This window comes from Streptomyces sp. NPDC051976, from assembly GCF_040680795.1.
Lineage (GTDB): Bacteria > Actinomycetota > Actinomycetes > Streptomycetales > Streptomycetaceae > Actinacidiphila.
This window is the reverse complement of sequence record NZ_JBFAXL010000044.1, coordinates 59,107-79,980: the sequence shown is the minus strand read 5'-3', so window position 1 is coordinate 79,980 and position 20,874 is coordinate 59,107. Positions and strand designations below refer to the sequence as shown.

The following is a 20,874-nucleotide window of genomic DNA, read 5'->3' as shown; positions in this document are numbered from 1 at the left end:
TTTTTTTTTTTCTTTTTTCTGGTGTGTGTGCTGGTGGGGGGCAGCCGCGCCCCCCCGCCCCCCCCCCCCCACCGCCGTACCGGAATACCTTCGTCGCGCCGGGTGGACGCCGCCCCCATGGGCGCCTCCTCCCCGGCCGACCGTCGTGACCCGGCCATGGAGAGAGGGGGCGTACACGTGCGCATCGCACTGCTCACCGAGGGTGGTTACCCGTACGCGCGAGGTGAAGGAGGCGCGTGGTGCGACCGGCTCGTCCGCGGGCTCGCACACCACGAGTTCGACGTGTACGCGCTCAGCCGGTCACCGCGGACGGAGGAGGGGGGCCGCGTCGAACCGCCGCCGCAGGTACGGCGGTTCCGCGCGGAACGCCTCTGGGGGGAGCCGCCCGCCGCCACCTTCCCGCCGACGTGCGGTGGCGGCCGGGCGGCCAGGCGGGCTCGGCGCGCGGCGTTCCTGTGGCACTTCGACGACCTCGCCGCGGCGCTCGCGGGCGGCGGGAGGCTCGGCCCCGCGGACCGGGCGGACCGTTTCGCCTCCGGTCTCTACGGCCTCGCCGAGGTCGCCGCGGAACACGGCGGACTGCCGGAACTGCTGCGCGGCGAGGACGCGCTGGCGATGCTGGAGGCGGCCTGCCGGGCGCCCGGTGTACGCCCGCTGCTCGGCGACATCGTGGTCACCGAACTCCTCACCGTCGCCGACCTGCTGGAGCGCCAGCTCAGACCGCTCTCCGCACCCTGGTACGGCCCCGACGAGCTCGGCGCCGCCGACCTCTGCCACGCGGTGTCCGGCGGCCCGGCGACGCTGCCCGGCTTACTGGCCAAACGGTTCTGCGGAACGCCGCTCATCGTCACCGAGTACACCGTGCGGGTCCGCGAGGCGCTGCTCGCGCACCGCGCCGCGGGACTGTCCGGCGCGGTACGGGCGCTGCTCGGCGACTACCACCGGCTGCTCGCCGGGGAGAGCTACCGGCAGGCCGCACTCGTCACCCCCGGCTCCACCCATGTGCGGCGCTGGCAGGAACGGTGCGGCGCCCGCAAGGAGAGGATGCGGACGGTGTACCCCGGCATCGACGCCGCGCGGTTCGCACGGGCGGGCGAGGCCGCCGAGGCGGAGGCGACCGATCCGGCCGCGCACGCCGACCCCACCGTCGCCTGGGTCGGGCGGGCCGACCCGGCGAAGGACCTCATCGCCCTGCTGCACGCCTTCCACGCGATACGCCAGGACGAGCCGCAGGCGCGGCTGCGGATCTTCCACCTGCGCACGCCCGACGCCCGCGCGGCGGCCTACCTCGGCCACTGCCGTACCCTCGCCGCCCAGCTCTTCCCCGACGAGGCGGCCAGTGCCGACGCCGTCGGCGAGAGTCCGGTCAGCTTCGAGGAGATCGGCTCGCCCGGCGCGCCGGAGCTGAGCGACGCCTACGCGGCGGGGGACGTCGTGGTGCTCTCCAGCAGCGCGGAGGGCTTTCCGCTGAGCCTGGTCGAGGCGATGTTCTGCGGACGGCCGACGGTCTCCACCGATGTCGGCGCGGTACGCGAAGTGATCGGCGGCACCGGTCTGGTGGTGCCGCCGCGCAACCCGAAGGCGCTCGCCGACGCCGTCGGCGACCTGCTGCGCGGTCCCGAGCGGGCGTCCCGGCTGGGCGCCGCGGCCCGCGAACGCGCGCTCGCCCTCTTCACGGTCGGCGCCTGCGTGGACGCCTTCTGCGAGAGCTACCTCGACGTGGTCGCCCACCACCCCGTACGGCGCGAGCCGCTGCTCGACGCGGCGGGCGACCCCCGCCCCTTCACCGCCCCGCCCGAGTCGCACGTCCCCACCCGCCTCGCCCCCACCCCCGCCCACCCCACCTGGTCCCCCACCCCCCGCCCCGCCGCGGCCTCCACCGGAGGTGCCCCCCGATGACGCCCCACCCCCACCCCCAGCCCCCCTCCCCGGACGAGGCCCTCCTGACCCGCCTGCGCGGCGTCGGGGCGACGACGGACGCGGCTGATGCCGCGATCGCGCCGGGAGCGCCGGACGACGCCGGTCCGCGTATGTCCTTCGCGGCCGCCGCGCGCGGGGCGGGGCCGGTGGAGACCGCGCCTGCCGCGAGCCCGCCCGCCGCGCGGGCGGCGGGGTCCGTGGGGACGCCGCCTGCCGCGAGCCGGGCCACGGACTCAGCGGCGAGCGGGCGCGCCGCGGTGTCGGAGCCCCTGGCGGGGGCCGCGGGCGATGGTGGGTTGCTGACGCGTCCGCGCGGCTCGACGACCGCTGGGGACACGGCTGCGGTCGGGGACGCCGGGCCGGGTGGTTCTTCGGTGCACGGCGGGCGCGCCGCCGACGGCGGTGGGTTGCTGACGCGTCCGCGCGGCGCGACAACCGCCGCGGACGCCGGGCCGGGTGGTTCTTCGGTGGCTGGTGGGCGCGCCGCGGGTGTGGCGAAGGCGGGGGCGGGTGGGCGGAAGGCTGGGCGGCGGGGGCCGGCGGATCCGGTGCGGGGGGTGATGCACCGGCACGAGGTGCTGATCGCCGGGGCGGTGGACGAGTGGGAGATCGCGGCCGGGCTGGAGGCGCAGGGGGTCACCGACGGGGCCGCGCGGCGGCTGCGGCACCGCGATGTGTTCGGGCTGGCGGAGGAGCTGTACGCGCGGGTGCCGCGGGCGGGACGGACGGCGGAGGCGGCCGAGGGGCCGCGGGAGCGGGCCGCGCTGCCGCCGCGCACGGTGGCGCTGCACCTGGCGCCCGGTGCGGTCTGCGCGGTCGCGGCGGGCGCCGCGGGCACCGTACGGCTGCCGCTGGTCGGCGCCCTGCTGGCGGTGCTCGTCGCGGTCGCCACCTGGGCGGCGCTGCGTTCGGGGCCGCTGCGGGCGGCTCGCGGCGGCGGCGCGGCGGTGTGGACGTACGGGCTGCTCGCCTACGCGCTCTGCGGCCCGCAGGCGGTCACCGCGCTGCGCGGCGACGGCTCCTTCGACGCGACGGCGGGCACCGCCGCCTTCACCGCGCTCACCCTCTCCCTGCTGCCCGCCGCGTACTGCGCGCGCTGGCTCGCCGTCAGCTCCCGGGCCCAACTCGCCCCGAGCCACGGCCTGTCCGACTTCGCCGACGCCGTACGCCCGCGGCTGATCGTGGCGCTGACGGTGTACGCGACCGCGCTGTTCGTGCTGCTGCGCACCGCCGCGGCCGTCGCCGGGCCGAGCCCGGTCGCGGCGCCCTTCACGCTCGGCCTGCTGCTGTGCACCGCTCGGCTGCTCGCCGTCCACGGCTACGCCGCGCGCGCCGTCGCGGGCCTCGCCACCGCCTGCGCCGTGGAGTCGCTGACGCTGGCCGCCGCCCTGCTCCACCTCGGCCCCGGCGGCGCGGCCGCCACCGCCGTCGCGTGCGCCGCCTGCGCCGCCGCGGCCCTCGCCCTCGCCGCCCAGGCCCTGCACGTCCTGCCCCGCGCCTCCGCCCACCGCCTGCCGCCGCGCCGCAACTGACCCCCAACCCATCGACCAGGAGACCCCTGTGACCACGCACCGACCCCACCTCCCCGCGGCCCCACCCCCCGACCGCCCGACCGAGACCCACCGGCCCGCCAGCGCGCGAGGTGACCGGCGATGAGAGTGCTGTTGCTGGGAGCCGACGGCTTCCTCGGGCGGCATGTGGCCGAGCGGCTGCTCGCCGACCCGGCGGTGCAGCTCACCGCGTTGGGCAGGAGCGACGACGCGGACGTCCGGTTCGACCTGTCGACCGGGGCGCCGGGGGTGCTGGCCCGGTTCCTGGACGCCGTGCACCCGGGCGTGGTCGTGAACTGCGCCGGGACGACCCGCGGCGCCGCCCGCGAGCTGACGCGGCAGAACACGGTGGCCGTCGCCACGGTCTGCGAGGCAATGCGGCGCAGCAGCGTCGCGGCCCGGCTGGTGCAGGTGGGCTGCGGCTCGGAGTACGGCCCCTCGCCGCAGGGGGCGTCCACCGGGGAGGACGCCGTGCCGCGGCCGGGCGGCCCGTACGGGGTCAGCAAGCTGGCCGCGACCGAACTGGTGCTCAGCTCCGGTCTTGACGCGGTGGTGCTGCGGGTGTTCAGCCCGATCGGGCCTGGCACGCCGACCGGCGCGCCGATGGGCCGGGTCGCCGAGGCGCTGCGGCGCGCGATGCAGAACGGCGACGGCGAGCTGAAGCTCGGCGGCCTCGGCGTGCAGCGCGACTTCGTCGACGCCCGCGACGTGGCCCGCGCCGTGCACGCCGCCTCGCTGTCGGCCGCCCAGGGCGTGGTCAACATCGGCAGCGGGCGTGCGGTGCGAATGCGGGACATGGCCGCCGCGCTCGCCCATGTCGCCGGGTTCGACGGCTCGCTGCACGAGCTGGACGACCCGACCGGTACGGGCGCGCCGCCCCCGTACCCCGACGGCTGCGGCGCCTGGCAGCAGGCGGATGTGCGGACCGCCCGCGACCGGCTCGGCTGGCGGCCCAGGATCGGCCTCGAGGAGTCGCTGGCCGATGTGTGGATGGAGGCGGCATGCCGCGTCTGACCCGCTCGTCGAAGCAGGACCGCACGGACGGTGCCGACAGCCCCGACGGCACGGACCGCGCCGGTGGTGCCGGCCGCGCCGGCCGGGCCGCCCGCCGAGAGCGTCGGGCCCACTCCGGCGGCGAGCTGCCCGGTGCCGCCCGCCCCGCCGGTGACCGGCTCCCCGACCCGCGCCGCCCCGGCGCGATGGGCTTCGGCGTCCCCGCGTACGCCCACCCGCTGGTCGCCCCCGCCGAGTGGGCCGAGCTGGCCCGCCCCGGCGCGCCGCTGCACTGGGCCGCGTTCGATGTCGCGCGCGGTCCGGGATCCCGCCGTGACCCGCTCTACGGGGAGGTCGTCGGCCGCATCCGTGAGAACGGCGTCCCAGTCCTCGGACTGCTGGACGCCCGGCGCGGCACCCGCCCCTACGCCGAGCTGGTCTCGGACGCCGCCGGCTACCTGGAGTGGTACCGGGTCGACGGCTTCTACCTCGACCGCGCCCCGATCGACCGCGCCGACGCCCCCGAGTGCCGGCGGCTGGTGACCGCGCTGCGGACCATGCTCGCCGACACCGGGAGGCCGCCGCACCTCGTCCTCGGGCACGGCGAGCACCCCTGGGCGGGATACGCCGAGCTGGACGCCCAGCTCGTCACCTTCAACGGCCCCTGGACCCGTTATCGCTGGTCGCAGGCGCCGGAGTGGACCGCGGCCTACCCGCGCGACCGCTTCGCGCACCTGGTCCACGGGTTGCCGAAATCACACCTGGAGACCGCCCTGCGGATCGCCCGCTGGCAGGGCGCGAACACCGTCTGCCTGACCGACAGGACCGACCGGGACGGCGCGGATCCCTGGGCGGGACTGCCCGCCCACTGGCACGAGACGGTGCGTTTGCTGGCAAAACAGGACAGGGTTCCGCCGCCCACGATGTGACCGGACCGTGTCTCGGTCCTCGGACCGGGTGTCTTGGAATGAAGACCGGCGTGGCAGTGTTGCAGGGACAACACGTACTCAACTGTTGACCGACCAATCGTATTGCTGAGGTCCCTGTGTCGCTGCCACCCCTGGTCGAGCCGGCCGCCGAGCTCACCGTTGACGAGGTCCGCAGGTACTCGCGTCACCTGATCATCCCCGATGTGGGCATGGACGGGCAGAAGCGGCTGAAGAACGCCAAGGTGCTGTGTGTCGGCGCCGGCGGCCTCGGCTCGCCCGCCCTGATGTACCTGGCCGCCGCGGGCGTGGGCACGCTCGGCATCGTGGAGTTCGACGAGGTCGACGAGTCCAACCTGCAGCGCCAGATCATCCACAGCCAGGCCGACATCGGCCGCTCCAAGGCCGAGTCCGCCCGTGACTCCGTGCTGGGCATCAACCCGTACGTCAACGTCGTCCTGCACGAAGAGCGGCTCGAAGCCGAGAACGTGATGGAGATCTTCTCCCAGTACGACCTGATCGTCGACGGCACCGACAACTTCGCGACCCGCTACCTGGTCAACGACGCCTGCGTGCTGCTCGGCAAGCCCTACGTCTGGGGCTCCATCTACCGCTTCGACGGCCAGGCGTCGGTCTTCTGGGCCGAGTACGGCCCCTGCTACCGCTGCCTCTACCCGGAGCCCCCGCCGCCCGGCATGGTGCCCTCCTGCGCCGAGGGCGGCGTCCTCGGCGTGCTGTGCGCCTCGATCGGCGCCATCCAGGTCACCGAGGCCATCAAGCTGCTCGCGGGCGTCGGCGAGCCGCTGCTCGGCCGCCTGATGATCTACGACGCCCTGGAGATGACCTACCGCCAGGTCAAGGTCCGCAAGGACCCCGACTGCGCGGTCTGCGGCGAGCACCCCACCGTCACCGAGCTGATCGACTACGAGGCGTTCTGCGGCGTCGTCTCCGAGGAGGCCCAGGAGGCCGCCCTCGGCTCGACGATCACGCCGAAGCAGCTCAAGGAGTGGATCGACGACGGCGAGAACATCGAGATCATCGATGTCCGCGAGCCGAACGAGTACGAGATCGTCTCCATCCCCGGCGCGAAGCTGATCCCGAAGAACGAGTTCCTCATGGGCACCGCCCTGTCCTCGCTCCCGCAGGACAAGCGGATCGTGCTGCACTGCAAGACCGGTGTCCGCTCCGCCGAGGTGCTGGCCGTACTGAAGTCCGCGGGCTTCTCCGACGCGGTGCACGTCGGCGGCGGCGTGATCGGCTGGGTCAACACGATCGAGCCGGACAAGCCGATCTACTGATCGGCGGCGCTGTCACGGCGCTACCGGTCGGTGGCGCCGAAGGCCGTGCGGAACTGCGGGAAGCGGTCGCCGCGCGGGTCGAGCAGATCGATGAGGGTGACGAGCTGCTGCTGGAGGGCGGTCAGCCGGGGCACCGCGGGCGCGGTGTCCGCGGCGAGCCGGTCGACGTCCGCCAGCAGCGGCTCGAACCAGTAGGCGAAGCGCGGGTCGTCCTCCAGCCGGGCGCAGAACTCGGCGTACCCCAGGCAGCGGCGGCGCCCCGGCCCGCCGTCCGCCAGCACCATCACCTCGCCTATCGCGCGCTGATGGGCGCGGAAGACCCGCAGTTCGTTGCTGTGCTCGTCGATCCGGTTCAGGAACTGCTGGATCCGCGAGATCTGGGTCATGACGCTGCGGTTGGTACCGCTCTTGCCCAGATCCAGGAACTGCACGTCGCCGCGGAGTATCTCCACCCAGCCCAGGTACTCGGCGAGCACGAACACGGTGCTGCGGCGTACGTAGTCCGCCTCGCGTGACGAGCCGCGGGTCAGACACGCCGTCAGGAAGCCGTTCCCCGGCCCCGGCAGCCGGTCGACCTCATGGCCGCGCAGGATGTTGTAGAGCCTGCTCTGCAGGTCGTACGCGGCCCACGCCAGCGAGGCGCCGTACCGCTCCATGTAGTCCCGCTGCTCCGAGCGGCGCAGTCTGAGCTGCTGCCAGTACCCGAAGAGCGCGGCGAGCGCCGCACCGCACAGCGCGACGATCGCGGAGACGAGCGAGACGGAGTCCATAACTCCGGCACCGTACCCACAACACCCGTGCACGGTCGTCTGAAACGATGACAGAACTGTGACGGACCCATGACCTACCCGTGCGACGGGCGGGACGTCGGGGGTAGTAGCGTCAGTGGCTTCCGTGGGGGAAACCCGCACGGATACCAGCACGCACTTTTTCGCAGTAGGGGGACCATACGTGAAATTGCACAATTCCCGCCTGGCCGGCCGTGGTGTGAAGACCAAGGCCGCCGCCATCGTGGCGGGTTCGCTCGCCCTCGCGCTCGGCACGACCGTGGCGGCGAGCGCGGACGGCGGAGCGGCGTCGATCAGCAAGGCCGACTCGGCCACGAAGCACGTGGCCACGTCGGCGTTCTCGTCGCAGTCGCCCAACACCGCCCAGGAGGACGTCTGGGCGTTCAGCATCGACGGCCGTGACGCCAACGGCACGATCTGGAGCTACGGGCCCAAGGCGGGTGGCGGGTTCAACACCCGCGAGCAGACGGGCACCAACATGGGGAGCGCCAACGCGTTCTTCAAGAACAACTCGGCCAACGACGGCCACGTGAACGTCTACGCCCGCTTCGGCGGCACGCTCCGCGCCTACACCGGCGCCCAGAGCACCGGCACCGTCATCGGCAACGGCTGGAACGTGTACAGCGCGTTCGTGACGCCGGGCAACCTCGGTGGCGCCGAGTACCCGGACCTGCTGGCCCGTGACACCAGCGGCAACCTGTGGGTGTACCTCGCCTACAAGGGCGGCACCTTCGCCAGCCGCGTCAAGGTCGGTGGCGGCTGGAACGCGTACAACCAGATCGCCGGCCGCGGCGACCTGACCGGTGACGGCAAGGCCGACATCGTCGCCCGCGACGGTTCCGGCAACCTGTGGCTGTACAAGGGCACCGGCAACTACAAGGCGCCGTTCGCCGCTCGCACCAAGATCGGCGCGGGCTGGAACGCGTACAACCGGCTCGTCGGTCTCGGCGACTCCAACGGTGACGGCCGCAACGACCTGATCGCCCGCGCCACCAACGGCGACCTGTACCTCTACGCCGGTACCGGCAACGCGAGCGCTCCCTACAAGCCGCGCGTCAAGATCGGCAACGGCTGGAACGTGTACAACTACCTGTTCTGATCGGGCCGGTAGCAGTCACGTAGCAGGTAGCAGTTAGCAGTTAGCACGAAAGAGGCCCGCCACCCGGGAGACCGGGCGGCGGGCCTTTCGTCTGTCACGCGTCCAACCGGCGCGCCGCGCTCAGCGGTTGACGGTCTGGATCTCCTGGACGGTGACGTCCAGGTGGTTGTCGTTGGTGCCGTTGCCCAGGTCGCCACCCGCGCCGCCCGATCCGGTCCACGTCACGTGCCAGTTGGCGGTGACATTGAGTTGGAACGGGCCAGTGCTGGCGGTGGAGCGCAGATAGGTGACTCCGCACGGCGGGTCGGCCTTGGCGTTGCCGTCGTAGGCTGTCCCCACGGCGCCGTTCGCACCGATCGGGCAGTTGCCCGAGGAGGGGAAGACATCGGCGTCCTTGGTGCCGGGCTGAATCTGGACGCTGGTCACCGTGGCTTCGGTCTCGGCCCAGATCTCCCGGCCGCCGCCGAGATTCACCGACGCACGGACCTTGACCGGGGTGTAGCGCTCCGTCAGCCACACCCACGTGGGGATGTTGACGGTCTGTGTCGCCGTCGGGCTGGTCTTGATCGTCACCCCGGGGACCTGGGTGTGGGCGAACGCGAGCTTGGAGAGCATCTCCGGAGTGATCACGTGGCCTGTGCCCGGGGGCGGGTTGTCACCGTTCGGCACCCACTCCGGACGCTGGTCGTTGCAGGACATCTGGTCGAACAGCGGGGCGTTGGGATTGACGCTCACCACCCACCACATGCCCTTGCCTGCCTCGGCCGAGTTGAAGTCCGTGTAGCCCTTGTCGCCGGGGTAGTCGAGGCCCTTCGAGTAGTGGTCGAGGTCCATACCCATGGCGGTGCGGGCCGTGCCCGTGACGTCGGGGATCTCCTTGTTGAAGTTCGTGGTGTACTCGTCCTTGAACTGCTGGGGCGTGTACTTGGGACCGAACCAGCAAGGTGGTGGAGTCCAGTTCACGTTGACCGTGCCAAGAGGCTTCGAGGAAGCCGCGGGATGGCCCGTGGGGTAGGTGATGGTGTAGCCGGCCGTGGCGGAGAGATCGCCGTTGTCGTTGTTCCCGGACGTCTGCTGTGCGCCCGGTGGATTCGTCACGGGCTTGTTGGCGAAACTCGGACCGGCCGCGGCCAGGACGGTGACGGCGCCGAGAGCGAGGCCACGGCGCAGCAGGCGTCCACTGATTATTTGCATTGCAGGGCCTTCTCCTTCACGGTGATCGATTGCGCCTGCCACACCTCGGTCGGCAGTTGGAGTTTGGCCACCACGACCGAGTACGACACGTAACTGCTGTCGTCCTCAGGCGTGGTGAGGACCTTGCCGGTCTTGATCTCCTTGCCGTACACCTTGGACTGGTTGTCGCAGAAGGTGACTTCGCCGTACGTCTTGTTGGCGCCCAACGTGACCTTGGGGCGATAGAAGTGGTCGGTCCCCGTCAGGGTCCAACGGTGGGTGATGTAGTCCTGGACGAACGTGGTCGCGAAGGACCGCGCCTTGCCGGACGAGTAGGTGGCCAGGCCGGCATCTTTGGTGCTCTGCTTGACCACCGCATGGTCCATGGCCTGGATGAAGTTCGCGGCGGTGGCGAGCGCGATCGCCTGCGCGTGGTCCGTGGGCGCGGCCCAGTCGAAGTTCAGCTTGAGGTCTGCGGGCAACGCCAGCGACGGGTCGATCTTTGTCGGAGCACCTGCCGCCGTGGAAGTCGCGGTGGCGCTCGACAACGGCGCTGCGGTCGTCGATGGGGGCGACGAGATCTTGTCGGAGTCCCCTGAACCGCCACCGCCACAGGCGGTCAGCAGGACGGCGGCCGTCGCCAGCGTGGCGGCGGTCACTGCGGTACGGCCTCGCATCGTCAATTGCTCCCGGTCGGTGGTGGTTCGGGCACCGAGCGGGCATGCGTAGTACACCCCGTGGTCCCCGTATACAGGCGAACACCAAGGTACCGAAATCCGCCAGAAGTAAAGAGGCCTGTTCTGTGCTTGTTCGGTCACGTCGAGGTCACTGCCGTGCCAAGAGAAGCGGAAGGGTGGGGCCCGGCGGGAGAGCGCCGGGCCCCACGTTGGGCCCCGCTTGGGGGCGTGCGGCCGCTAGTGGAGGCGGATGGCGTACAGGCCGCGGCCGTGGGTGGCCGCGTAGATGCGGCCGTCGGCACCGGACTTGACCTGGAGTACGGCCACGGCGGGGAGGTGGCCGACGCGCTGCCAGCCGGTGTGGCCGGGGGCGCGGTAGACCACACCGAGGTCGGTGGCGAGGACCAGGCCGCCGTGCGGCATCGCGACCAGCGAGTCGGTCGGGACGTCCGGCAGGTTCGCCGAGATGTCGGACCAAGTGGTGCCGCCGTCACGGGACTCGAAGACATGGCCGATGCCCGCGCCGGGGCCCTCGGTCCAGTGCCGCGAGAAGCCGTTCACCGCGAGGTAGACGTGGCCGGCGTTGGCCGGGTCGATCGCGAGACCGGCCAGGTAGCGGTTGGGCACCGTGCCGTCCGCGCCGTCGGACGGCAGCGTGATCTGGTGCCAGCCGGTTCCGTCGGCGTTCCCGACCGCGATGCCGCGGGTGAAGCCCTGGTTGTTGCAGGGGCCGCACCAGGCCGCGTAGACCTTGCCGCCCTGGGAGGCGACGGCGGTGGCCGTGTGACCCTGACCGAGGTCGAACGCGTCGGTCCACTGCGAGGCGCTGCGGATGGCGTATCCCTGGGTCTGCGTCCACACATGGCGGCCGCCGGCCACCCAGAGGTTGCCGTTCTCGGTGTCCGCGGCCAGCGGGGCGATGAAGCGGGCCTCACTGGTGGCGTTGTCGGGCGGGGCGACGTTGAAGGAGGTGGCCTTCGTCGGGTCGCTCACCCAGGAACCGTCGTTGACCGCGCAGTTCTGCGTGACGTTGACGGCGAGGTAGACGTACTCCTGGGCGATGTCGCAGCCGTTGGCCGGGTCGGTCAGCGTGTCGCCGCCGTCACCACCGAAGTTGGAGCCCATCACCCGGTCGGTGGACCGCAGGATCGACTGGCCGTTGTCCTGCAGGCCGCCGCCCACCGCGAGGCCGTGGCCCGACGGGTCGCGGCCGATGCCGACCGAGTAGTACTGCAGGGTGTCGATGGTGCCGTCGTTGAGCGGCGTCCAGTCGGTGGCGTGGCCGTCCGCGTTCTGCGTGCCGTTGAGCGGGCGCTTGTAGACGCCGCCGTCGTTGCCCACGTAGACGTAGCGCTTGCCGTGGTAGCTGCCCACCGCGACCGCGTGCTGGTCGGAGTGGGTGGTCGGCGCGCAGTCACCGGTCTGCTTGCTCGGGTCGATGCTCCAGCAGGGGAAGCCGAAGTTCCAGTACGCCCCCACGGTCGACCAGTTGGTGCCCGCGTCCTTGGTCTCGTAGACCTCTTCCAGACCGGCGTAGACGTGGTCGGCGTCGGTCGGGTCGACCTGGAGGAACTCGTTGTACCAGGCCTGCACGCCCGGCATGAAGCCCGGCGCGTTCAGCGCGGAGTGCGCCGCCGAGAGCGACTCGCTGTCCGCGATCCGCTTCCAGCTGCCGAACGGGTCACCGGTGGCCGACTCGTAGATCCCGTCCAGGTTGCTGTCCGGGTCGGTGGCCAGCGCGGTCGGCGACTGGTTGATCGCGTAGTAGCGCGAGCCGTCCTTGGCGCGCGCGAAGGTCACATTGCCGACCGTGTCGGCGTCGGTGGGCAGCGCGCCCAGTGAAGTCACCCGGGTCCAGGCGCCGTTGACCTTGGAGTAGAAGCCGTTGTAGTCGTCGCCGCTGCGCCAGCCGACGGCCAGCATCACCTTGGAGGGGTCGCGCGGGTCGATCGCCACGTCGTTGGCGATGTTCTTGTACGGCGCGTTGGGGTCGCTCGCCAGCGAACCGCCGGGCAGGTAGTCCGGGTTGGGGGCGAACTCCAGCTTCCAGGGGCCGCGCAGGTCGGACAGCGAGTGGCTCCACACGCCGTGCGTGGTGGACGCCCACACCTTGTCGCCGCCGAAGCGCAGCGTGTGGATCGCGGTGGAGTCCAGCTCGGAGCCGCCGACCCGGCTGTAGCGCGAGAAGACGTCGTGGTGCGGGTGGGTGAGGACGTACACGCCGCTGCCCAGGTACGCGTCGGCGTTGGTGGTCGCCTCGCCGGTGGCCAGCCACAGCCGTCCGCGGCCGTCGAGCGCGAGCGCGCCGGTGGCCTGGGCGGGGAGCTGGTCGCTGATCGGCTGCCAGTGGCCGCCGCCGGTGCTGGACCGCCAGACGCCGCCGCCCGCGCTGCCGGTGTACACATAGCCGTCGTCGTCGGCCGCCATCGCCGACTGACGGCCGGTCACCAGTCCGGAGCCGCCGCTGGAGTTGGAGTCGACGTCCCGGTAGCGGGGGTCGTCGGAGTTGTACTTCAGCCCGGTGAGGTGCTGCCAGTCGCCGCCGGTGCTCGGCAGCTTGTTCATCGCGTCCCAGGCCGCCGAGAAGGCGCCGGGGGCGATCGTGCCGGGGGAGGTGCGGGCCTCGGCGAACTGGTCCGCCCCCTCGGCGATCTCGTCCGCCTCCCCGCCGCCGTCACCGTCGCCGCCGTCGTCGGCGGCCGCCATGACCTGGTTGAACGCCCGTGGATGGGTGGCTGGATGGCCGGGCGCCGCCCCGGCCGGAATCGCCGTCAGCGCGGCGAGGGCGGTGAAGGCTGAGATCATCAGCCATCGTCTTTTACGGGTGGGTACGCGCACTCGTTCCTCCCCTTTGCGGGCATGGATGGAGCCTCGGGAGGCACCCGATCATGACTGCGGGGCGGAAGGCGGGGGGCGCGGGCGAGATTTGGCGGAAACTTTGACAAGGGCCTGTCAGTGAGGGCCGGTCGGGGGACGGCGCGGCCGCCAGGGGCCGCGCCGCACCGCGACGGCTACAGCTCGCCCTTGCGGGTCAGATGGGTGAAGGCCAGCCAGCCCGGCAGGACCGGCAGCCAGAAGGTCAGCAGACGGAAGAAGAGCACCGCCGGGGTGGCGACCTCCTTGGGCAGGCCCGCCGCGATCAGACCACCGGTGAGGGCGAGTTCAACCGCGCCGACGCCGCCCGGGGTCGGGGCGGCCGAGCCGAGCGCGTTGCCCGCGAGGAAGACCACCGCGATGGCCGAGTAGCTGAGGTGCCCGCCGAACGCCCGTACGCAGCCGTCCAGGCAGATCACGAAGGTCACCGTCAGCATCAGCGTGCCGCCGATACCGGTCACCAGCTTCGCCGGGCGCTGCAGCACGTCCAGCATGCGCGGCACGACACCCGCGAACAGCGCCCGTACCCGGGTCGAGACGAACTTCCGCAGCGCGGGCACGGCCGTCACGACCAGCACCAGCACACCGGCGGTGAGCAGGCCCGCCATCACGGTCCGGGACGGCGACAGGGACGGCGTCTTCTCCGTACCGGTGATGAAGCCGAACGTCATCAGCAGCGTCACATGCGCGCCGAGCCCGACGAGCTGCGAGGCGCCGACGCTGGCCACCGCGAGCCCCGGCCGCACGCCGGACTTCTGCAGATAGCGGGTGTTGAGCGCGACCCCGCCGACGGCGGCCGGGGCGACCAGCTTCACGAACGAGCCCGCGACCTGGGCCAGTACGGTCCGCACCAGCGACAGGCGCTCCGGTACGAAGCCCGCCAGCGCGCAGGCGGCGGCCACATAACTGGCAGCGGAACCGAGCACGGCGATGACGGCCCAGCGCCAGTCCGCGTTCGCGATCGCGTCGCCGATCGGCACGGAGCTGAGCTGCGACAGCAGGAAGTACGCGGCGAAGGCGCCCGCGATCACCGTGATCAGGGTGCGCGGCTTGATCCGCTCCAGCCGCACCGGCTCGACCGGTGCCTGCGGCCGGATCAGCAGCACCTGCTGGCGGATCCGCGACAGCAGATCCTCCTCGCGGGCTTCCTCCAGCGCGTCCTCTATGGCCCGCTTCTCCGCCTTGCGCTCGGCCTTGGACAGGTCGGCCTTCGACACCGACTTCGCGTCCTGCGCCGCGCCCACCACGCCCGTGGCGCCGCCACCGGAGTGCTCCGCGCTCTGCGCCCGCCGCTCCTCGCGGGCCTCCTTCTCCGCCGCCGAGGCGGCCAGCACCGCGTCCCGCTCGCGCTGCGCGCGCGCCCGCGCGAGCTGCTTGAGCTGCGCCCGGGTCGCCCGGCTCAGCGCGATGGGCTGCAGCAGCGGGAGCGAGGCCGCCACGGTGTCGGGGCCGAGCACCGCCAGCGCCGAGGCGACCGCGCGCTCCGGGCCGACCCGCAGCGCGAGCGTGGTCAGCAGCTGGGCGATGTCCATCCGCAGCACGATGTCGCCGGCCGCGATCTCGCCGCCGCGCAGATCGGTCAGGAAGACCCTGCCGGAACGATCCACCAGAAGCGACTCGCCGACCAGGCGCCGGTGCGCGATCCGCCGCGACTGCAGCGCCCGCACCTGCGTCCACGACTCGTGCAGCAGCTTGTCGGTGATGTCTCCGTCGGTCAGCGCGTCCAGCCGGCGGCCGCCGATGTGCTCGTAGACCAGCATCACGGCGTCCGGGCCCAGCTCGGAGGTGGCGATCAGCTTGGGCGCGTTGGCCCCGGCGGCGATGGCCGCGTAGGCGAGCAGCGCCTCCTGCTCCAGGGCCTGCCGCAGCGACAGCAGGCTGCGGCGCTGCGTGATGCCGCCGACCAGGGCCAGCCGCCGCCACAGCCGGTAGAAGAAGCCGTGCGCCTGCTGCTCGCGGTCCACCACCGTGACGTCGAGCGGCGGCTCGTCCTCCAGCGTGACCAGGTACTGCCGGCCGCGGTCGGAGTCCGGGCTCTCCGGCCCGTCCACCTCGACCCGGCGCGCGGTGAGCGGCGCGAAACCGACCCGGCGCAGGCCCGCCAGCAGGTGCTGGCCGGTGGGGCGGACGTTCGGCGAGCCGACGGCGTAGACCGTGCCGTAGGCGACCGTCCAGCCGATCAGTACGGTCAGGGCGATCGAGAACGGTGTGGTGTAGCCGCCGACGAGCACCGCGAAGGCGTCCAGCAGCAGGACGAACCACAGCGCCACCCGCCAGCGCGGCCTGCGGGCCATGCCGACGGCCGTCACATAGGCGATGACCGGCGCGAGATAGCCGTGGACGGGGTCGGTCAGCCCGGTGCCGCCCGGGGCGTTGTGGGTCAGCGCCTCCTGGATCGGGTTCGGCGCCGAACTCGTCACCCACAGGTCGGTGGCCAGCGCCGTGCCGTGCGCGAGCACCGCGGCGAGGACGCCGTCGGCGATCCGCAGCCCGTCCCGTTTCACCAGCCGCTCGATGGCGAAGGCCACCGGCACGATCAGCACCGCGATGCTCGCGGTCAGCCCCGCGAACGACGCCAGCGCGTCGGGCGCGTGATCGGCGCCTTTGGTGATGTCCGTCTCCAGGCCGGTGGTCGTCGCGTGCGCGAACCCCGCGATGGCCAGCACCACCGCGATCCCCAGCAGCCCGAACAGAAACCGCATCAGGTCCGCGGGCCGGTGCACCCGCGCCGCGAGCAGCGGCTCGTCCACGGATACCGCCCGCGGCGCCGGGCCCTCGCCGGGCGGGCAGACAGGCTCGGGGGTGGGGGCGGGGGTCGAGCCGGGCTCGGGCGTGGAGCCGGCGACTCCCGTGTCCTCCGGGTCCGACTCGGAGCCAGTGCCGGTGCCGGAGGACGACTCGGGTCCGGATTCGGGTCCGGTGCCGGAGCCGCGCTCGGCCTCGGACGGCGACGCGGCCTCGGCCTTGGTCGGGGGCTTCGGGGCCGCCTCGGTCTCGGCCACAGGCTCGGACCCCGGCGTCGGGCCGCTCGCGGACCCGGCCTTGGATCCGGGCTTCGGGGCGGCCTCGGGCTCGGAGCCGGGTCCGGACGCCGGTTCCGGCCCGGAAGCGGACTCGGGTCCGCGTCCGGTGGCGGATTCGGGTTCGGGGTCGCCCGGCCCGGAACGGGGCGCGGCGGGGCGGTCGGCGCGTGGGGCGTGCGCCGGGGCGGGGTCAGTGGGTACGGCGGCGGGGCCCGGCGGCTGCGGAGCGGAACCGGGCTGGTCGGAGGCGCGCTGGTCGGGGGCGCGGGCGGCCTCCCCGGCCTGCTCCGCGCCCTTCACGTCCCCCGTCGTTTCTTCTTGATCTCGTATCACCAGTCACCGCCCGGACGATGGTGGCATGAGAGGTCTGCGAATGGGACCGGAACCCCCCGTTGTCGGTGGTCTGGGGCAGGATTGTTCGGATGAGCGAGGAGTACGACCCCGGAGCCCCCACGGAGTACGCGGAGCGGGTGCTGGACACCGTAGAACTGATCCCGCCCGGACGCGTGATGACATACGGCGATGTCGCGGAATGGCTCGGAGAGGGCGGGCCGCGCCAGGTCGGCCGCGTCATGGCGCTGTACGGCGGCGCGGTGCCGTGGTGGCGCGTGGTGCGCTCCGACGGAAAGCCGCTGCCCGGCCATGAGCTGGCCGCTCTCGGTGAGTACCGCGCCGAGGGCACCCCGCTGCGGGAGAGCGGCCCGGCGGCCGAGGGGCACATACCGCGGGTCGACATGCGCCGGGCGCGCTGGGACGGCCAGGCGCCTGGTGCGTCCTCCGGCGCGGGCGCCGCGCGGCAGGACGCACCCGGCGGCGGCGCTGGCGGCTGACGGCCCGGGTCTCATGCCCTCAAGCTTCCGCCATCCGGGTCCGCGACCTGACATCGGCCGCCCGTACGGAGTACACGCCGTGCGCGCCGCGGGTGGCGTAGCGTCGTCAGCTCCCGTCCGCGGGCGTCCCCCGTCCGTGGCGGCCGGGCGCGTACCGACTCCACCGATCCCGTCAGCACCGTAGGCAGACCCCAGGCCCGTACCGACCAGGCACCCACAGAACCGGCGAACCACGTGACACCCTCCTCGGCCTCCACCGCCTCCGCCACCCTGCCGCGCCCGGCGCACAGCGGCACGGGGTACCGGCTGGTGCGGACGCCGCCGGCGGCCACCGCACCCCCCGTGCTGGACGCAGCTCAGCGCGCGGTGGTTGAGCACGGACAAGGACCACTGCTGGTACTGGCGGGACCGGGCACGGGGAAGACGACCACGCTGGTCGAGGCGGTCGCCGCACGGGTACGGGCGGGCATCGCGCCCGAGCGGATCCTGGTGCTCACCTTCAGCCGCAAGGCCGCCGTCGAGCTGCGCGACCGGATGGCCGCGGGGGCGGTGGCGGGTCCGCAGGCCACCACGTTCCACTCGTTCTGCTACGCGCTGGTCCGCGCCCACCAGGCGCCCGAGCTGTTCGCCGACCCGGTACGGCTGATGTCGGGACCCGAGCAGGACCTCATGGTCCGCGAGCTGCTCGCCGGGCAGACCGCGCTGGAACGGGACGGCCGCGGCCGGATCGGCTGGCCCGACGCGCTGCGCGCGGCCCGCACCACCCGCGGTTTCGCCGACGAGGTGCGCGCGGTGCTGGCCCGCAGTCGTGAGCTGGGCCTCGGCCCCGATGCGCTGGCCGACTTCGCCCGCCGCATCGGCCGCCCCGACTGGCTGGCCGCGGCCGCCTTCCTCGACGAGTATCTGGAGGTCACCGACCTCCAGGGCGTCATCGACTACACCGAACTCGTCCACCGCGCGGTGCTGCTCGCCCAGCGGCCCGAGGTGTACGCGGAGCTGGCCGGACGCTACGACGCGGTGTTCGTCGACGAGTACCAGGACACCGACCCGGCGCAGGTACGGCTGCTCCAGGCGCTGGCGGGCCGGGGCCGCACCCTGGTCGCCTTCGGCGATCCCGACCAGTCGATCTACGCCTTCCGCGGCGCCGACATCAACGGCATCCTCGGCTTCCCCGACGCCTTCCCGCACCGCGACGGGCGGCCCGCCGCGGTCCGGGTGCTCACCGTCTCGCGCCGGTCGGGCGCCAACCTGCTGCGGGCGGCGCGCCATCTGGCCGAGCGGATGCCGCTGCCCCGGCTGCCCGCCGCCGCGGTCCGCGCCCACCGCGACCTCGCGCCCGTACGCGGCGGCGGCTCGGTGGCCGTCCGCACCTACCCCACCACCGGTGCGGAACTCGACGGCATCGCGGACGTGCTGCGCCGCGCCCATCTGGAGGACGGCCTCGCCTGGCACGACATGGCCGTCCTGGTCCGCGCCGCCACCCCGCTGCCCGCCCTGCGCCGCGCCCTCACCTCGGCGGGCGTCCCCGTCGAGACCGAGGCCAACGACCTGCCGCTGCACGCGGAACCCGCGGTCGCCCCGCTCCTGCTGGCGCTGCGCCTGGCGGCGGAGTCCAGCACGGCCCGCGAGACGGCGGCCGAAGCCGCGGCGGCCGGGGTGCCGGAGGACCCGGAGGATTCGGGGGAGCCGCAGGACCCGGAGGATTCGGAAGGGCCGCAGGACCCGGAGGTGCCGGAATCGGCCGCAGAGCCCGGGCTCCGACCGGTCGCGGTGTCGGTCGAGGACGCGCTGACGCTGCTCACCTCGCCGCTCGGCGGTATGGACGCGGCCGATCTGCGGCGGCTGGGCCGGGCGCTGCGCGAGGAGGAGCGGACGGCCGGGGTGTCGGTGCCGCGGCCCTCGGACGTGCTGATCGCGGAGGCGGTGGGCGCGCCGGAGCGGCTGGTGACGCACGACCCGGCGTACGCACGGGGCGCCCAGAGGGTGGGGGCGCTGCTGCGCGGCGCCCGGGAGACGCTGGAGCGGGGCGGTACCGCGGAGGACGCGCTGTGGGGGCTGTGGGACGGCACCCCGTGGCCCGCCCGGCTGGAGCGGGCGGCGCTGCGCGGCGGGGCGGCGGGCCGCAACGCCGACCGCGACCTGGACGCGGTCGTCGCGCTGTTCGAGACCGCGGCCCGCGCCGAGGAGCGCACCGGCGGGCGCGGCGCGCTCAACCTCATCGAGGAGCTGTCCGCCCACGACATCGCCGCCGACACCCTCGGCGGCCGTACCGTACGCCCCGACGCCGTACGGCTGATGACCGCGCACCGTTCCAAGGGCCTGGAGTGGCGGCTCGTCGTGGTCGCCGGGGTCCAGGAGGGGCTCTGGCCGGATCTGCGGCGCCGCGGCTCGCTGCTGGAGGCGGACCGGATCGGGCGCGACGGGCTCGCCCCGCCGCTGACCCCGGGCGCGCTGCTCGCCGAGGAGCGGCGGCTGTTCTACGTGGCCGTCACCCGCGCCCGCGAGCGGCTGCTGGTGACCGCCGTGAAGTCGGCCGCGGACGACGGCGACCAGCCGTCCCGCTTCCTGGCCGAACTGGGCGTGACACCGCAGGACGTCACCCACCGCCCGCGCCGCCCGCTCGCCGTCGCCGCGCTCGTCGCCGAACTGCGGGCCACCACCGTGGACCCGGACGCCTCCCCGGCGCTGCGGGACGCCGCCGCGCAGCGCCTGGCGCGGATGGCCGCGCTCACCGACGACGGCCACCCGCTGGTCCCCGCCGCCCACCCGGACCGCTGGTGGGGCCTGTACGAGCCGACCAGCTCCGCGGTGCCGCTGCGCGACCGCGACCAGCCCGTCGTGCTGTCCGGCAGCGCACTGGACCAGCTCGCCAACACCTGCGCGCTGCAGTGGTTCCTCGGCCGCGAGGTGAAGGCGGAGCCGCCGTCCACCGCGGCCCAGGGCTTCGGCAACGTGGTGCACGTCCTGGCCGACGAGGTCGCCTCGGGCCGCGCGCCCGCCGACCTCGACGTGCTGATGGCCCGGCTGGACTCGGTCTGGGACGCCCTGGCCTTCGACGCGCCCTGGAAGTCGCGGCAGGAGAAGGAGAACGCGCGCGCGGCCCTGGAGCGCTTCCTGCGCTGGCACGTGATGGAGCGCGGCCGTGAACCGGTCGCCACCGAGCACGAGTTCGACGTCACCCTGGAGGCGGGCGAGGTCCAGGTGCGCATCCGCGGCAGCATGGACCGGGTCGAGACGGACGCCGAAGGGCACGCGTACGTGGTCGACTTCAAGACCGGGCGCGCCAAGCCGACCGCCGCCGAGGTCGCCCGCCACCCCCAACTCGCCGTGTACCAGCTCGCGGTGCGCGAGGGCGCCGTCGACCCGCTGTTCGGCGGTGAGCGGCCGCCCGCCGGCGGCGCGGAACTCGTCCAGCTGCGGCTGGGCGCCGCGCGCAAGGACGGCGGCGAGACCGTACCGGCGGTCCAGCACCAGGAGCCGCTCGCGGGGGAGTGGGCCGAGGAGCTGCTGGCGCGGGCCGCGGGCAAGGTGCTGGACGAGCGTTTCACGCCGGAGACCGGGCAGCACTGCGCCCACTGCTCGTTCCGGGCGTCCTGCACGGCGCGGCCCGAGGGCCGTCACGTCGTGGAGTAGGGCGCGCACGGACGCCGCCGGTGGGGCTGTCGGTGCCCGGCGCTATGTTGGCGGTAGGGGAGAAGGACGAGTCGAGGGGGCGGCCGTGGG

13 protein-coding genes are annotated in these 20,874 nt (G+C 73.4%); 8 read left to right on the top strand and 5 right to left on the bottom strand.

Annotated elements, in window-relative coordinates; translation table 11 throughout:
- Window positions 1-177 precede the first annotated feature (177 nt).
- The 5 genes from AB0M29_RS32885 (at window position 178) to moeZ (ending at window position 6,687) form a co-directional block, all read left to right on the top strand.
- Window positions 178-1,899, top strand: coding sequence for a DUF3492 domain-containing protein (locus AB0M29_RS32885; protein WP_365389393.1), 1,722 nt, complete (start codon window positions 178-180; stop codon window positions 1,897-1,899).
- 581 nt (window positions 1,900-2,480) lie between these two features.
- On the top strand, window positions 2,481-3,452 hold the full coding sequence (locus AB0M29_RS32880; RefSeq protein ID WP_365389391.1) for a hypothetical protein: 972 nt from the start codon (window positions 2,481-2,483) through the stop codon (window positions 3,450-3,452).
- A gap of 120 nt (window positions 3,453-3,572) precedes the next feature.
- Complete coding sequence (locus AB0M29_RS32875) at window positions 3,573-4,484, top strand: NAD(P)-dependent oxidoreductase (RefSeq protein ID WP_365389390.1); 912 nt, start codon at window positions 3,573-3,575, stop codon at window positions 4,482-4,484.
- A 185-nt stretch (window positions 4,485-4,669) separates the two neighbouring features.
- Complete coding sequence (locus AB0M29_RS32870; RefSeq protein ID WP_365389413.1) at window positions 4,670-5,392, top strand: spherulation-specific family 4 protein; 723 nt, start codon at window positions 4,670-4,672, stop codon at window positions 5,390-5,392.
- Window positions 5,393-5,508: 116 nt separating this feature from the next.
- Window positions 5,509-6,687, top strand: coding sequence for an adenylyltransferase/sulfurtransferase MoeZ (moeZ, locus tag AB0M29_RS32865; protein ID WP_365389388.1), 1,179 nt, complete (start codon window positions 5,509-5,511; stop codon window positions 6,685-6,687).
- 20 nt (window positions 6,688-6,707) lie between these two features.
- On the opposite strand, the gene AB0M29_RS32860 is transcribed toward moeZ, so the two are convergent.
- Complete coding sequence (locus tag AB0M29_RS32860; protein ID WP_365389386.1) at window positions 6,708-7,457, bottom strand: hypothetical protein; 750 nt, start codon at window positions 7,455-7,457, stop codon at window positions 6,708-6,710.
- Between the two features lie 181 nt (window positions 7,458-7,638).
- Here AB0M29_RS32860 and AB0M29_RS32855 point away from each other — a divergent pair, with 181 nt between their 5' ends.
- Window positions 7,639-8,574 (top strand): VCBS repeat-containing protein, encoded by a 936-nt coding sequence (locus AB0M29_RS32855; RefSeq protein ID WP_365389385.1) that lies wholly within the window; start codon window positions 7,639-7,641, stop codon window positions 8,572-8,574.
- 120 nt (window positions 8,575-8,694) lie between these two features.
- On the opposite strand, the gene AB0M29_RS32850 is transcribed toward AB0M29_RS32855, so the two are convergent.
- The 4 genes from AB0M29_RS32850 to AB0M29_RS32835 form a co-directional block, all read right to left on the bottom strand.
- Window positions 8,695-9,768: a hypothetical protein gene (locus tag AB0M29_RS32850; RefSeq protein ID WP_365389383.1), complete on the bottom strand. Its 1,074-nt coding sequence runs from the start codon at window positions 9,766-9,768 to the stop codon at window positions 8,695-8,697.
- Window positions 9,759-10,424: a hypothetical protein gene (locus AB0M29_RS32845; protein WP_365389381.1), complete on the bottom strand. Its 666-nt coding sequence runs from the start codon at window positions 10,422-10,424 to the stop codon at window positions 9,759-9,761. The genes AB0M29_RS32850 and AB0M29_RS32845 overlap by 10 nt, the downstream gene beginning before the upstream one ends.
- A 237-nt stretch (window positions 10,425-10,661) precedes the next feature.
- Window positions 10,662-13,229 (bottom strand): glycosyl hydrolase, encoded by a 2,568-nt coding sequence (locus AB0M29_RS32840; protein WP_365389379.1) that lies wholly within the window; start codon window positions 13,227-13,229, stop codon window positions 10,662-10,664.
- Between the two features lie 206 nt (window positions 13,230-13,435).
- Window positions 13,436-16,000, bottom strand: coding sequence for a flippase-like domain-containing protein (locus AB0M29_RS32835; RefSeq protein ID WP_365389411.1), 2,565 nt, complete (start codon window positions 15,998-16,000; stop codon window positions 13,436-13,438).
- Window positions 16,001-16,743: 743 nt separating this feature from the next.
- On the opposite strand from AB0M29_RS32835, the gene AB0M29_RS32830 reads away from it, so the two are divergent.
- Both AB0M29_RS32830 and AB0M29_RS32825 read left to right on the top strand, forming a co-directional pair.
- Window positions 16,744-17,151 carry an MGMT family protein gene (locus tag AB0M29_RS32830; protein WP_365389376.1) on the top strand — a complete coding sequence of 136 codons (408 nt, stop codon included), beginning with the start codon at window positions 16,744-16,746 and terminating at the stop codon, window positions 17,149-17,151.
- A 270-nt stretch (window positions 17,152-17,421) separates the two neighbouring features.
- Window positions 17,422-20,784 carry an ATP-dependent DNA helicase gene (locus AB0M29_RS32825; RefSeq protein WP_365389409.1) on the top strand — a complete coding sequence of 1,121 codons (3,363 nt, stop codon included), beginning with the start codon at window positions 17,422-17,424 and terminating at the stop codon, window positions 20,782-20,784.
- The last annotated feature ends 90 nt before the right edge of the window (window positions 20,785-20,874 follow it).

Bases quoted from the DNA above. Each gene is read 5' to 3' on its own strand.
- AB0M29_RS32880 (WP_365389391.1), top strand. From the start codon at position 2,481: ATGCACCGGCACGAGGTGCTGATCGCCGGGGCGGTGGACGAGTGGGAG.
- AB0M29_RS32875 (WP_365389390.1), top strand. From the start codon at position 3,573: ATGAGAGTGCTGTTGCTGGGAGCCGACGGCTTCCTCGGGCGGCATGTG.
- AB0M29_RS32870 (WP_365389413.1), top strand. From the start codon at position 4,670: ATGGGCTTCGGCGTCCCCGCGTACGCCCACCCGCTGGTCGCCCCCGCC.
- AB0M29_RS32860 (WP_365389386.1), bottom strand. From the start codon at position 7,457: ATGGACTCCGTCTCGCTCGTCTCCGCGATCGTCGCGCTGTGCGGTGCG.
- AB0M29_RS32850 (WP_365389383.1), bottom strand. From the start codon at position 9,768: ATGCAAATAATCAGTGGACGCCTGCTGCGCCGTGGCCTCGCTCTCGGC.
- AB0M29_RS32845 (WP_365389381.1), bottom strand. From the start codon at position 10,424: ATGCGAGGCCGTACCGCAGTGACCGCCGCCACGCTGGCGACGGCCGCC.
- AB0M29_RS32840 (WP_365389379.1), bottom strand. From the start codon at position 13,229: ATGATCTCAGCCTTCACCGCCCTCGCCGCGCTGACGGCGATTCCGGCC.
- AB0M29_RS32835 (WP_365389411.1), bottom strand. From the start codon at position 16,000: ATGCGGTTTCTGTTCGGGCTGCTGGGGATCGCGGTGGTGCTGGCCATC.
- AB0M29_RS32830 (WP_365389376.1), top strand. From the start codon at position 16,744: ATGAGCGAGGAGTACGACCCCGGAGCCCCCACGGAGTACGCGGAGCGG.